At 40.7% G+C, this 14,632-nt stretch carries 8 protein-coding genes; all 8 read left to right on the top strand.

Features of this window, described 5'->3' with window-relative positions:
• The first annotated feature begins 20 nt into the window (after window positions 1-20).
• Window positions 21-1,025: a WD40/YVTN/BNR-like repeat-containing protein gene (locus AOG26_RS05565; protein ID WP_054561587.1), complete on the top strand. Its 1,005-nt coding sequence runs from the start codon at window positions 21-23 to the stop codon at window positions 1,023-1,025.
• Window positions 1,025-3,349 carry an efflux RND transporter permease subunit gene (locus tag AOG26_RS05560; RefSeq protein ID WP_054551390.1) on the top strand — a complete coding sequence of 775 codons (2,325 nt, stop codon included), beginning with the start codon at window positions 1,025-1,027 and terminating at the stop codon, window positions 3,347-3,349. The genes AOG26_RS05565 and AOG26_RS05560 overlap by 1 nt, the downstream gene beginning before the upstream one ends.
• Window positions 3,350-3,561: 212 nt before the next feature.
• Window positions 3,562-8,400: an NAD-glutamate dehydrogenase gene (locus tag AOG26_RS05555; protein WP_054561586.1), complete on the top strand. Its 4,839-nt coding sequence runs from the start codon at window positions 3,562-3,564 to the stop codon at window positions 8,398-8,400.
• 114 nt (window positions 8,401-8,514) lie between these two features.
• Entirely contained in the window at window positions 8,515-9,525 is a 1,011-nt protein-coding gene (gene pyrD, locus AOG26_RS05550) for a quinone-dependent dihydroorotate dehydrogenase (RefSeq protein WP_054561585.1), read from the top strand.
• 120 nt (window positions 9,526-9,645) lie between these two features.
• On the top strand, window positions 9,646-10,176 hold the full coding sequence (locus AOG26_RS05545) for a cell division protein ZapC domain-containing protein (RefSeq protein ID WP_054561584.1): 531 nt from the start codon (window positions 9,646-9,648) through the stop codon (window positions 10,174-10,176).
• Between the two features lie 178 nt (window positions 10,177-10,354).
• Window positions 10,355-12,472 carry a bifunctional 23S rRNA (guanine(2069)-N(7))-methyltransferase RlmK/23S rRNA (guanine(2445)-N(2))-methyltransferase RlmL gene (rlmKL, locus tag AOG26_RS05540; RefSeq protein ID WP_054561583.1) on the top strand — a complete coding sequence of 706 codons (2,118 nt, stop codon included), beginning with the start codon at window positions 10,355-10,357 and terminating at the stop codon, window positions 12,470-12,472.
• Window positions 12,465-12,698, top strand: a complete 234-nt coding sequence (locus AOG26_RS05535) for a glutaredoxin family protein (RefSeq protein WP_054561582.1) — start codon at window positions 12,465-12,467, stop codon at window positions 12,696-12,698. The genes rlmKL and AOG26_RS05535 overlap by 8 nt, the downstream gene beginning before the upstream one ends.
• Window positions 12,699-12,712: 14 nt before the next feature.
• Window positions 12,713-14,623, top strand: a complete 1,911-nt coding sequence (gene uup, locus AOG26_RS05530) for an ATP-binding cassette ATPase Uup (protein WP_054561581.1) — start codon at window positions 12,713-12,715, stop codon at window positions 14,621-14,623.
• Window positions 14,624-14,632 lie beyond the last annotated feature (9 nt).

Here is a 14,632-nt window from a genome sequence, read left to right as displayed (position 1 = left end):
TTCGAAGGCGATTTATCTTTATGAAGTATTTGCTTTATGCCTGTCTTGCTTATAGTGCTTCATGTTTTGCTCAAGACATGCCTATGCCGCAACAAGCGATTAGCGCTGTTAACGCAAACAAAACTCTTCTCACCGACATTGAACTAGCTGGCCCAAATCTCATTGCAGTTGGTAAACACGGTGTGGTTATCACAAGTACAGACGCTCAAACTTGGCAACAAGCCAGTGTGCCTACTCAAGTGCTGCTAACAGCCGTTGATTTTTATAATAACGATTTAGGCTGGGCATGTGGTCATGATGCAACCATCATTAATACTGTAGATGCAGGAAAAACCTGGCAGTTACAGCAATCTTTACCAAACATGGATAAGCCATGTTTAGATATTTTATTTACTACTGAACAACATGGCTATGCAGTCGGTGCATATGGAATGTTTTTTGAAACTAACGATGGTGGCCAAACTTGGCAGAAGCGTTTTTTAGATAGCCTGTTATTTGAAGAAGACCGTGAATACCTCAATGATTTAAAAGACAGTGACCCAGAAGGCTATGAAATTGAAACAGCTTCAATACTGCCACATTTTAATCGCATCGTTAAAACTGAGGAGAGTCTATTTCTAGCTGGTGAAATGGGTTTAATGGCACAAAGTTTCGACAATGGTCGAACATGGCAGCGTCTTGAAGAGATCTATATGGGCTCTTTCTTTACGTTTGCGTCAACTGCAGATCAAGGTGGTGAAGATCTAGTTGCAGGCCTTCGAGGCAACATTTTCACTCGACAAGCCGGCAGTGATCAATGGCAACAAATACCACACGACAATTATGCAACCGTGAATAGTGCGATTAAATACAACAACCAGTGGTTATTATTTGCTAACAGCGGGGTGATTTTCCAAATTGAGAATGGCCAATTATCAGAACAACAAATGGCCGATGGTAAATCGTTACTTGATGGTGTTGTGTTTCAAGACAAACTAGTTATGGCTTCAGAAAATGGCATTAAAGTGAAGGAGTTGAATCCGTAATGCGTGGTTTTTTAGATATTTTAGAAAGAGCGGTGTTTCGTCATCGCTTATTCGCAATTATTTCCTTTGCTTTGATCACCTGTTTCTTATTATTCAAAGCAACACAAATACAATTAGACGCTTCTTTTAATAAAAATATTCCGCTTAATCATGACTACATGAAAGTTTACACCAAACATGAAAAACAGTTTGGTGGAGCAAACAGCATTTTGATTTCTGTCTGTGATGCAGATGGTGATATTTTTAATGAGGAATTTTTCACCCAACTTAAAGCAGTTCATGATCAGCTTTACTTTATTCCTGGTGTAAATCGCCCGTTAGTTAATTCAATCTTCGCACCGAGTGCGCGCTTTGTTGAAGTGGTTGAAGATGGTTTTGCTGGCGGTCCAATTATTCCGGCAAACTTTACCGCTGATAAACGTGGTCTTGCGGTTGTAAAAGAAAACATCGAAAAAGCAAAAGTCGTTGGCCGTATGATTGCCAGTGACTACTCGTGTGCGATGGTAACCGCCCAGCTACTTGAAACTGATCCACAAACACAAGAAAAACTAGATACTTTAGCGTTTGCAGAAAAGCTAGAAACACAAGTTCGTGAACCGCTAAGTACTGACAAGGTCAGTATTCATATTATCGGTTTTGCGAAAATGGCAGGGGATGTCGCAGAGGGTGCTAAAGGGGTACTGTTATTTTTTGCTATTGCCATTGCTTTCACATTCGTAATGGTTTGGCTGTTCTGCCATTCTTTAAAACTGACTATTTTACCAATTGCCTGTTCAATCATTGCTGTTGTTTGGCAGTTAGGCTTGCTTTCAAGCTTAGGCTTTGGTTTAGACCCTATGTCAATTTTAGTGCCGTTTTTAGTGTTTGCGATTGGTGTAAGCCATGGCGTGCAAATGATCAATGACATTGGCAAAAAAGTGTCTACGGGTAGTTCAACTCGGGTTTGTTGTCAGGCAAGCTTTAGAGCACTTCTGATCCCAGGTGGTATTGCACTGCTATCAGACACAATTGGTTTTTTAACCTTACTCACCATTGATATTGGTATTATTCGTGAACTTGCTATCACAGCAAGTTTAGGTGTGGCGGTAATTATTTTCACCAACTTAATTTTATTACCTGTATGGGCATCGTACATGCGTTTTGAAGGCTCTGTGCATATTCAAGCAGGTACTCACACAGACAAACCAAATCTACTAGACAAGTTACGCGAGCTATTAGTAAAAGCGACTGATCGTAAAACAGCTGGTTTTATTATCGTCTTTACGGCTGTGTTATTTGCAGTGGGTTACTGGCAAGCTGACAAAATGCGTATTGGTGACTTACATGCTGGTGCGCCATCTTTGCACCAAGATGCCCGCTATAACCAAGACACCTTTTTGATTTCTGATAAATACACCATTTCATCAGATATCCTAAAAGTGATTGTAGAAGCGTATCCTGCTGCGTGTACTGAGCATGATGTTATGGAGCGTATTAGTCGTTTCCAATGGCAGATGGAAAACGTTGCAGGGGTACAATCGGCTGTGAGCTTAAGCTCAGTTGCGCAATCGGTGAACGCCGGCTTCAACGAAGGTAACTTAAAATGGCAAAGCTTGCCGCGCAATACGGCAAGTTTAGTGCAAGCAACTTCACGGGTTGAAACAAGCTCAGGTTTACTCGATGGAAACTGCTCTGTAATGCCTGTGATTATTTTCTTAAATGACCACAAAGCAGAAACAATTGACCATGTGGTAGCTAAAGTTAAAGAGTTTGCTAAGGCTGAAGAAACCGATGAATTAAAGTTTAAGCTGGCGTCAGGCCCAGTCGGTGTAATGGCTGCAACGAACGAATCTGTATCAGCTGCACAGCTACCTATGATGCTTTACGTTTACGGCGCCGTAATCCTGCTATGCTTAATTAGCTTTAGAAGTGTTAAGGCAACGGTCGCGGTTGTATTACCTCTGTACATCGTATCAACCTTAGCGCAAGCGTTGATGGTACAACTTGAAATAGGTTTAACAGTGTCGACATTACCAGTTATCGCTTTAGGTGTTGGTATTGGTGTCGATTACGGGATTTACATACTTTCATCAATGATGGGGCAGCTAAAACAAGGTGTGGCACTCGAAGTGGCTTATCGTAATGCATTAGCAGAGCGTGGTAGTGCAGTGCTGTTCACAGGTATTACCTTAGCCATTGGTGTTAGCACATGGATTTTCTCTGATCTGAAGTTCCAAGTGGATATGGGTATTCTGCTAACCTTCATGTTTTTGGTTAACATGTTGGGTGCAGTACTACTTTTACCTGCTATTGGTAGCTTCCTCTGGACTGACCAGAAAAAATAATGTGAATAATTGTGCTCCAATATGGCCAGTAATGGCCATTTATATCTATATTTTGTGAATAGATGACCAAATAGCTGAAAAGCTTAAAATGATTTCATCGAAAAGGCTGTTTATTAGCTGTAAAAGAGTTAGAATTTACCTGACTCCACGCTAATAAATGGCTGTACAAATATTCTACTAATCGATAAGTAGTATAGATTAAGGAACATACAATGACACGAAATGAAGGGCAAGCCTCGGTTATCTTAGATAATGTCTGTAAGCTGATCCAGAAAAAAGTTCACGCTGATAATGTGTTACTCGTTGAGAAATTCGCCAAAGCCTTGTACAGCAATATGTCTAAAGAGGATTTGGCTCATCGCAACGATAGTGACTTATATGGCGCTGCACTAAGCCTATGGAACTCGCTAGAAAAAAATAATTCTGATGACGCGGTTGTCCGTGTTTTCAATCCTGAAGTAGCAAAAGATGGCTGGCAGTCATCGCACACTATTGTTGAAATCATCGCGAAAGACATGCCTTTCCTCGTTGATTCTGTGCGTATGGCCATGACCCGCGCAAACATCGCTTCTCACTTATTACTTCACTCTCCGCTGAAAATCCAACGTGATAAAAATGCTAAAATCACCGGTATTTCAAGCTTAAAAGCAGAGCAAGAATCAACGTCGACAAAAACTGTGTTCTTTATCGAAATTGATCGTCAAACAGATGCAAAAGTAATTGAGTCTTTCAAAAAAGAACTTGAGTCTGTGTTAGTTGACGTATCTATCGCTGTAGAAGATTGGCAGCCAATTCGTGAAAAGCTAATTGCGGTAACGAAAGACTTACCTAAACGCCACCATAATAATAACGAAAGCGAAGTTGCAGAAACGGTAGAGTTTTTAGACTGGTTAGCTAAAGATAACTTTACGCTAATGGGTTACCGTGAATATGAACTTTCGCCAGTGCAAGGTGATTACCAGTTAAAAGGTAAAAAGGGCACTAGCCTTGGTCTAATGAAAAACACAGACGAAGAGCATAGCCGCTTACTTTCTGAGTTACCTGAAGTAGCGCGCCAAGAAGCGCGTAGCAGTAACTTATTAATTTTAACGAAAACAAATTCAGTGTCTCGTGTACATCGACCTGCATACATCGACTACGTGGGTATTAAGCGTTTTGATGATGAGGGCAATGTAATTGGTGAAGATCGCTTCCTTGGTTTATTCTCATCAAGCTTTTACAACAACAGCGCCGCTGATGTACCTGTACTGAAAAGTAAGATTAACCGCATTATGGAAATGTGTGACTTTGCTAAAGGCACCCATGCATACAAAGCGGTATTAAATATTTTAGAAACGTATCCACGTGATGAGCTTGTGCAAGCACGTGAAGCTGAACTACTTGAAGTTGCCATGGGCGTATTACAAGTACAAGAGCGTGATATGTGCCGTATTTTTGTGCGTAAAGACGCATATGGCCGTTTCTTCTCTTGCATGGTATATGTTCCGCGTGAGCGCTATAACACGGCACTACGTCGTGAAACGCAACGTATCTTAGCCAATGCATTTAATTCTGACGACAAAGTCGAATTTACTACTTTCTTCTCTGAGTCAACATTAGCCCGTACACATTACACGGTGCGTGTGACTGACAATAATATTGAATATAACGTGAAAGACATCGAAAACAACCTAATTGAAGCTGCCCGTACTTGGGAAGATAGACTCCAATCTGCACTACTTGAAAGCGCAGGTGAAGCACGCGGTAAAGAACTAAACCGTAAATATGCACAAGCGTTTGCAAGTGCGTATAAAGATCAGGTTTTACCAAGTGCAGCGGTTGTTGATATTGAAAAGCTAGAACTTCTAAACGACGAGAACAAACTTGAGATGTTGTTCTACCGTCCACAAGAAGAAGCAAACACAAATGTTGTTCGTTTAAGCTTATTCCATAAAGATGTGCCAATTCACTTGTCTGACGTAATGCCGATGTTAGAAAACTTTGGTTTACGCGTAGTAGGTGAAACACCTTACTCAGTGAAAACAACTGACGGTAAAGTTAATTGGATCATGGATTTCACCATGCTAATTGACAACAAGGGCATTGCTGACTTTGATAAAGTGTCAGCGCGTTTCCGTGCTGCATTAACGAACGTGTGGAATAACCGTTTAGAAAATGATGGTTTCAACCGTTTAGTATTAATGGGTGGCTTAACAGGTCGTGAAGCGTCTATTCTTCGTGCCTACGCTAAATACATGCGTCAAATTGGTGTAACTTTCTCGCAAACTTACATCGAAAGCACATTTGCAAATTACCCACACATTGCATCGCAAATCGTTAACTTATTCACTAAAAAGTTCTCAGTTAAGAACCCAGGTAGTGAGAAGACATTAGAGAAGCTAGTTGCACAAGTTAATCTTGAACTAGAAAACGTAGCAAACCTAGATGACGACCGAATCATCCGTTTATACGTTGATATGATCAATGCAACTCTTAGAACGAACTTCTTCCAAAAAGAAGCGGACGGCCAATTTAAGTCATACGTATCGTTCAAAGTTCAACCTTCTATGATCCCTGAAATGCCATTACCTCTGCCTGCATTTGAGATCTTTGTATACTCGCCGCGCGTTGAAGGTGTGCATTTACGTGGTGGTAAAGTCGCTCGTGGTGGTTTACGTTGGTCTGACCGTCGTGAAGATTTCCGTACTGAAGTGCTGGGTCTTGTTAAAGCGCAACAAGTTAAAAACACGGTTATCGTACCAGTAGGTTCGAAAGGTGGTTTCGTATGTAAACAGCTACCGACAGACCGTGAAGCATTCTTCAAAGAAGGCCAAGAGTGTTACAAGATTTTCATCCGTGGTTTATTAGATATCACAGATAACATTGAACGTGGTGAGATTGTTCCACCAGTTAATGTTGTTCGTCATGATGAAGATGACCCGTATTTAGTTGTTGCTGCCGATAAGGGTACTGCGACTTTCTCTGATATCGCTAACGGCATTGCAAATGAATATAACTTCTGGCTAGGTGATGCATTCGCATCAGGTGGCTCAGTAGGTTACGACCACAAGAAAATGGGTATCACTGCAAAAGGTGCGTGGGAATCTGTTAAGCGTCATTTCCGTGAAATGGACATTGACTGTCAAACAACTGATTTCACTGTGGTGGCAATCGGCGACATGGCGGGTGACGTATTTGGTAATGGTATGTTGCTTTCTAAGCATATTCGCTTACAAGTAGCGTTTAACCACATGCACATCTTTGTTGATCCAAACCCAGATGCAGCGACATCTTACCCAGAGCGTGAGCGTTTATTTAATCTACCGCGTTCTTCTTGGGAAGATTACAACAAAGACCTCATTTCTCAAGGTGGTGGTATTTTCTCTCGTGCGGCTAAATCAATTAGCTTAAGCCCAGAAATGAAGAAAATGCTTGGCACTAAGAAAGCGAGCATGACACCTAACGAGTTAATCAAAGCAGCTCTAATGATGGAGTTTGATTTACTTTGGAATGGTGGTATCGGTACTTACATCAAGAACTCTAAAGAGACTGATGCTGATGTGGGTGACCGCGCGAATGATGCACTTCGTATTAACGGTTCTGAGCTTGGTGCGAAGATCCTAGGTGAGGGCGGTAACTTAGGTGCGACTCAATTAGGTCGTATCGAATTTGCGGCTAAAGGCGGTCGCGTTAACACTGACTTCATCGATAACGTAGGTGGTGTTGCGTGTTCAGATAACGAAGTAAACATCAAAATCTTACTTAATGGCCTAGTTGCTGAAGGTGACTTAACACGTAAACAGCGTGATGAGTTACTTTATTCAATGACTGATGAAGTGTCTGAGTTAGTATTAAAAGATTGTTACCGTCAAACGCATACCTTATCGATTACTCAATCAAAAGGTACGTCAACGCTTAAAGAAAAAGTACGTTTCATCCATGCCCTTGAAAAAGATGGCAAGCTTAACCGTGCAATCGAGTTCATTCCAACGGATGAAGAGCTTGCAGAGCGCGCAGCAGCGGGTAAAGATTTAACTCGTCCAGAGCTTTCTGTACTTGTTTCTTACGCGAAGATGGTTCTTAAAGAGTCTCTAGTGGTTGATGAAATCACTGAAAACCCTTACTACCGTCAGTTATTAGTTAAGTCGTTCCCAGTGCCACTTCGTGAGAAGTTCAACGATGCAATGGATAACCACCCACTTCGTAAAGAGATTATCGCAACGAAACTTGCAAACAACATCGTTAACGATATGGGTCTTAACTTTATGGTTCGTATGCACGAAGAAACAGGTGCTAACGAAGCTGAAATCGCACTTTGCTACTCAATCGCAAAAGAAGTGTTCGAGATGCCAGAAACATGGTCATCAATTGTTGCACTTGATAATAAGATCCCAGCAGCTGTACAAACAGAAATGCTATATCAATTACGTCGTACGGTTCGTCGTGCAACACGTTGGTTCTTACGTCATCGCAATAAAGCACAAACGATTGAGCAAGCAATTGAGTTCTTTGCACCAACATTTGCTGATTTAAGTGAAAACTTAAACAGCTACATGGTTGAAAAAGAAAGCGAGCGCCTAGTTAAAGCGGCAGATAAGCTAATTGACAGCAATGTACCAAAAGCACTTGCAACACGTATTGTGTCACTATCAAGCTTATTCTCTGTAATGGACTTAGCTGAAATCGCTAACAATTCAGAGCGTAGCATTGATATGGTTTCTAACACCTACTTCAAGCTAGGTGCGCGTATGGGCTTACATTGGTTCCTTGACCAAATCACCAACCAACCAGTTGCGAACCACTGGCAAGCACTTGCTCGTGCTTCTTACCGTGAAGAGCTGGATTGGCAACAACGTACATTATCAGCTGTGGTACTTAATAGCTTTGCTGCAGACAGCAAAGACATTGATGCACAAATTGATGAGTGGATGGATAACCAAGATCTACTATTACAACGTTGGAAGCAGATGCTATCTGAGTTCAAAACATCGCAAAGCCATGATTTTGCGAAGTTCTCAGTGGCACTTCGTGAACTAATGTTGTTAAGCCACAACTGTGACACTTCCAAATAAGTGAAAAGTCGTTAAAATACATACCCCAGCTCGCTGGGGTATTTTTTTGCCCTTAATTTGCAATGGTCCGTTTACAAACGGCTACCTTGTTTATTTTTACCTAAGGAACAAACCATGTTTTATGATCTAGCTCGCCGTTTTATGTTTACCCGTGATGCGGAGTGGGCTCATGAATTTGCACTTAATAATTTACGCCGATTTGCTCATACGCCATTGAGTGCTGCGTGGTCTCAATCTGTCCCTAATAAACCCGTCAACTTTTTAGGTTTAGAGTTTAAAAATCCAGTAGGTTTAGCGGCAGGCTTAGATAAAAATGCCGAGTGTATTGATGCATTCTCGCAAATGGGTTTTGGTTTTGTTGAAGTAGGTACTGTTACACCACGTCCTCAAGCGGGTAATGACAAGCCACGTATTTTCCGCTTACCTGAATCAAATGCGATTATTAATCGCATGGGCTTTAACAATAAGGGCGTTGATAACCTAGTTAACAATGTTAAAGCAGCGAAATACGACGGTATTCTAGGTATTAATATTGGTAAAAATAAAGATACACCAAACGAGCAGGGTAAAGATGATTACATTCACTGTATGCGTAAAGTATTTGAGCATGCATCGTATATCACAGTAAATATTTCTTCACCGAATACCCCAGGTCTTCGTGACTTACAATATGGTGAAGCGCTTGATGACTTATTGCAAAGCTTAAAGAATGAACAACTTGATCTGGTTGCTAAACATAACAAACAAGTGCCTATGCTAGTTAAGATCGCCCCTGATCTAGATGAAGTACAAATCGGCCAAGTTAGTGAGTCATTGATCAACAATAAGATCGATGGTGTTATTGCTACAAACACGACACTTGAGCGCGCAATGGTACAAGGTCAACAGTATGCAAATGAAGCGGGTGGTTTATCAGGCCAGCCTGTGCGTCAGCGTTCAACCCATGTGGTTAGTGAGCTTAAGCGTTTAACCGAAGGTAAACTACCTATCATTGGTGTGGGTGGCATCGATGATGCTGATTCGGCAAAAGAAAAATTTGCAGCAGGTGCAGACCTTGTACAAGTTTACACTGGTTTCATTTATAAAGGCCCAGAATTGGTAAAAACGATCCTAAATAGCTTATAAGGATCAGTTATCTAAGCAATTGATCATTAATAAAATGTTCTAAGAAATCATTTTATTAATGGTCTGCTTTAGTTATAATTTGTGATTATGCGCACAGTATTTATTCGTTAGGGAGGAGACATGTTACAAGCATCTAAGCAATGGAAATGGCTTGCTTGTGCAAAAAATAATCGTCTTTTGGTTGACCTAGACCAAGATATGCAACTGTGCACGCCTTACAAACTTCGCCAACTCACCGATGCTGTTTTACAAGAGCCTAACTTTAGCCTTGAAGACGCTGCATTTTATCAGCAAGTTTATCAATACCTCGAAACTTTCTCACTATGGAACCCTGCAGAGCTTTGCCAAATCGCGCTGAATGCCACTGCGGTCAAATTTCATTTAAAGCCAGTACTTGCAAAAAGTTGGTTCTTTCATGAGTATAATGGCAGCCAACCAAGTGTCGAAGCTGTAGTGAAATTGTGCTCACAGGCACAAGAAGGTGAGTTTTTAATTGTTGATCACTCAAGCGAAGCCTCAGTGTGTATTAACCTAAGCCAAAACTTTCAATTAGACGAAAACCTTTCTCTTGAACAGTTTGAGGCTATTAAGGTTTTAAATAACCGTATCCATCCTGTTTATATTCAACAAAAACAGTTTAAATCAGCCTAGGGCGTGTTGACCTTTGTGAATTGAAATTTGTTCACTTTAGGAGCGATTTAATCGCCGCGCGAGATTCGTAACCTAGTGAGCTAAGTAAAAATCCAGCTAATATCCCTGCAAATGTTGGCGTTTTTGTTCGCCAAGCTATGCTATAATCCTGCGCAATTAGCATTTAAGGGTTTTTACTTTGCAATTTATCGCACTTACTTCTATCGGAATAGAAAATTTACTTGTTGATGAGCTTACAGCACTCGGTGCAGAAGTCTCAAAACAAACCGTGGGCTCTGTACGTTTTGAAGCAGATAGCTTATTAGCACAAAAGATTTGTTTATCGAGCCGTTTTGCGACTCGTATCATGATGCTGATAGAAGAAAAAGAAGGCGTAAAAGACAAAGACAGCCTTTATCAATTTGCACGCTTACAGCCTTGGCAGGAGTGGTTTAGTCCTAAACAAACCTTTGCTGTTGATTTTACTGGTACTAATAACGATTTAAAAAATACGCAATTTTCAGGTCTAGTTGTAAAAGATGCGATTGTTGATTACTTCGCGGATTTATTCGAGCAACGTCCTGATGTAGATAAATACAATGCCAATGTACGTGTTGTAGCAAGGTTGAACCGTCAAGGTGTTGCGCTTTATATCGATTATTCTGGCCCGCGTTTATCTGAGCGTGGTTATCGTCAAGATCAAGGCAAAGCGCCGATTAAAGAGCATTTAGCTGCAGCCCTTGTGAAACGAAGTGGTTGGCTTGAAAACGTACAGCAACCTTTATTCGATCCATGTTGTGGCTCTGGTACCATTTTAATTGAAGCTGCAAGCATGGCACGCAATGAAGCGCCGGGCTTATTCCGTGAAGGTTTTGCCTTTGAGCGCCTGCCTAGTTTCCGAATTCAAAAATACAAAGAATTAAAAGCAGAACTAACTGCACAAATTACAGATCCTAAACTTTGGCTTATTGGCCATGATATTGACGCCAGTGTGATTTCAAAAGCTCAAGAAAACGCAGAGCGTGCTGACCTTGGTAATGTGATTAAGTTTAAACAAAGCGATGCCACTAAGTTAACCCCAGTTGCGAAACTACCTGGTGTGGTGATTTCAAACTTACCTTATGGTGAACGTTTAGGCTCAATGGCTGAGCTGGTTAACTTACACCGTAGCTTAGGTGTTGGCTTCAAAAAGCACTTTAATCATTGGAAACTTGCTTTACTTGGCACTGACGAAAGCTTATTTAAGTTATTAAAGTTAGTTAAGTTAAAACGCTATAAGTTTAAAAATGGCCCGTTAGATGTTGTATTAAATCTTTACCAACTTGACGATAAACAAGTAGAACTTAGCAAAGAAGATAAGCCGGCTCTTAATTTTGAAGGTTCAACAGCCTTTGCAAACCGTTTAAAGAAAAATAAGCAAAATTTAAAGAACTGGTTAAAGCAAAATGAAGTAAGCTGCTACCGTGTTTATGATGCGGATATTCCAGAATATAACGTAGCTGTAGATGTATACGATGATTCAGCGGTTATTTTTGAATATGCTGCACCGAAAGAAATCGATGACAATACGGCTCAAAAACGTTTGCAAGATGTGATCAGCTTGACCGCTGAGCAGTTAAATATAGCACCAGAAAATATTGCAGTTAAAGTGCGTAAAAAGCAAAAAGGTGAAGAGCAATATACCAAGGTAGCAAAACAAAATCGTACTCAAGTAGTGGAAGAGTTTGGCGCTAAATTCAAAGTAAACTTATTTGATTATTTAGATACTGGTTTGTTCTTAGATCACCGATTAGCTCGTCGTTATATCCAACAAAACGCACAAGGCAAACGTTTCTTAAACTTGTTTGCTTATACAGGCAGCGCATCTGTGCATGCTGCTGTGGGTGGTGCTAAAGCCATTACCACGGTTGATATGTCAAAAACCTACTTAAAGTGGGCGCAAGAAAACTTTGCTCTGAATGATATCAGTAATACCCGTTATCGTTTTGAGCAAGCAGACTGCTTGAAGTGGCTTGAGTATGCACAAGGCCAATATGATTTAATTTTCTTAGATCCACCGACGTTCTCAAACTCAAAACGTATGAAAGATGCGTTTGATGTACAACGCGACCATATCAAACTACTTACCTGGGTTAAGAAAATTTTAAGCCCTAACGGTACGCTTATATTCTCAAATAATAAGCGTGGCTTTAGCATAGATGAAGTAGGGCTAATGGGTCTGGGTTTAAAAGCAGAAAACATTTCTGACAAGACTTTATCACCAGATTTTAAACGTAATAAGCAAATTCATAATAGCTGGCTTATTACCCATGGCTAACTTTACCCTGTACCACACTGATGGCTGTCATCTGTGTGAAATGGCCGATGAATTATTAATTGCTACAAACGCTTCGTTTGTAGCAAAAGATATTATGGACAGTGAACAGCTGATTGAACTTTACCAAACCAGTATTCCGGTTGTGGAATCTCATCAAGGCAAGAAATTATTTTGGCCTTTTGATGCTGAGCAATTAGCGCAATTTATTGCTGATAATAAAGAATAAGAGTAGTAATCACGATGGATTTAATCAGAATAGCCAAAGCTCAACTCGCTTATGGTACGCATCCGCTACTAGATGATGCCGATGCTGTTATTGAGTCAGGTGAGCGCGTTTGTATCGTTGGTCGAAACGGTGCAGGTAAATCAACACTATTAAAAGTGCTTGATGGCCAAGTGACATTGGATGATGGTGAAATCAACCAATTAGGCGGTATTCGCATTTCACGTTTAGAGCAAGATCCACCAAAAGGGGCGGCAGGCTCAGTATTTGATTATGTCGCGCAGGGCATGCCTGACATTGCTAACTTACTGATAGAATATCACCAAGTTAGTAATCAAATGCAAACAGACTATAACGATAAATTGCTTAACAAATTAGAGCGTTTATCTAATCAATTAGAAACTGTTGATGGCTGGCGTTTTGATACCCGTATTCAGCTCGTTTTATCTCGCTTAGAGCTAAACCCAGAAGCCAAGCTTGAATCATTATCGGGTGGTTGGCTACGTAAAGTTGCTCTTGCACGAGCTTTGGTTAGTGAACCCGATTTACTGCTACTTGATGAGCCTACCAACCACTTAGATATGAGTAGTGTTATTTGGCTTGAGCAATTTTTAAAAGAGTTTAAAGGCGGCATCGTTTTTATTTCTCACGACCGTGCATTCATTCGAGCAGTTGCAACCCGTATTCTTGATTTAGACCGTGGTAAGCTGGTTTCATACCCTGGCGATTATGCGACATATCTTGAACAAAAAGCGCATGATCTAAAAGTAGAAGAAACACAAAACGCATTATTTGATAAGCGCTTAGCAGAAGAAGAAGCGTGGATCCGCCAAGGTATTAAAGCACGTAGAACGCGTAATGAAGGCCGTGTACGTGCTTTAAAAGAGTTACGTAAAGAGCGTAAGCAGCGTGTTGATCAAGTCGGTAAAACTGATTTCAATATTGAAACAGCGGATCGTTCGGGTAAATTAGTATTCGAAGCGAAAAACATCTGTCATGCATTTAAAGATAAAGTCATCGCAAAAGACTTTTCAACCCTTGTTATGCGTGGCGATCGTGTTGGCCTTGTTGGGCCAAATGGTATTGGTAAAACAACACTGCTTAAAATTTTATTTGGTGACTTAACACCTGATAGCGGCAGTGTTAAGCAAGGTGTTAACTTAGAGTTTGCTTATTTTGACCAGTATCGTCAAAAGCTTGATGAAGAAGCCACAGTACAAGATAACGTAGCTGAAGGTAAGCAAGAAGTGATGATGGGCGGGCGCTCACGTCATGTACTAGGTTACTTACAAGACTTCTTATTTCCACCGGCAAGAGCGCGTACGCCAGTAAAAGCGCTTTCAGGTGGTGAGAAAAACCGCTTATTATTAGCAAAGTTATTTTTAAAGCCATCGAATATTATTGTTCTCGATGAGCCAACCAATGACCTCGATATTGAAACTTTAGAGCTTTTAGAAGAGATCATTAACCAATATCAGGGCACTGTACTGATTGTAAGCCATGACCGTGAATTTATTGATAATACCTGTAATTCTGTATGGGCATTTGAAGGTAACGGCAAGATCACCGACATTGTTGGTGGTTATAGCGACTATGAAGCGTATGCAGCTCATTTAGCTGAGCAAGAAAAACAACAACAGCAACAAATTAAGCAAGAAAAGCCGGCCGTTGTTAGCCAAGATAAAACACCAAAGAAAAGTAATAAACTCTCTTACAAATTAAAACTTGAATTAGAAGAATTACCCAGTAAAGTGGAACAACTTGAAAAAGCGTTAGACGCTCAGCAAGTTGTGGTTAATGACCCTGACTTTTTTAAGCAAGATGCTGCAATTACAACAGAAGCATTGAACCATTTAGCCGAGTTAGAGTCTGAGCTTGAAGTCGCTTTTGAGCGCTGGGAAGAACTCGAAGATTTAAAGAATCAGTAGTAAGGATTA

It is taken from the genome of Pseudoalteromonas sp. UCD-33C, from assembly GCF_001306895.1.
Taxonomy (GTDB): domain Bacteria; phylum Pseudomonadota; class Gammaproteobacteria; order Enterobacterales; family Alteromonadaceae; genus Pseudoalteromonas.
The sequence above is the reverse complement of the archived record's forward strand: the minus strand, read 5'-3'. Positions and strand labels throughout refer to the sequence as shown.

Bases quoted from the DNA above. Each gene is read 5' to 3' on its own strand.
- AOG26_RS05565 (WP_054561587.1), top strand. From the start codon at position 21: ATGAAGTATTTGCTTTATGCCTGTCTTGCTTATAGTGCTTCATGTTTT.
- AOG26_RS05560 (WP_054551390.1), top strand. From the start codon at position 1,025: ATGCGTGGTTTTTTAGATATTTTAGAAAGAGCGGTGTTTCGTCATCGC.
- AOG26_RS05555 (WP_054561586.1), top strand. From the start codon at position 3,562: ATGACACGAAATGAAGGGCAAGCCTCGGTTATCTTAGATAATGTCTGT.
- pyrD (WP_054561585.1), top strand. From the start codon at position 8,515: ATGTTTTATGATCTAGCTCGCCGTTTTATGTTTACCCGTGATGCGGAG.
- AOG26_RS05545 (WP_054561584.1), top strand. From the start codon at position 9,646: ATGTTACAAGCATCTAAGCAATGGAAATGGCTTGCTTGTGCAAAAAAT.
- AOG26_RS05535 (WP_054561582.1), top strand. From the start codon at position 12,465: ATGGCTAACTTTACCCTGTACCACACTGATGGCTGTCATCTGTGTGAA.
- uup (WP_054561581.1), top strand. From the start codon at position 12,713: ATGGATTTAATCAGAATAGCCAAAGCTCAACTCGCTTATGGTACGCAT.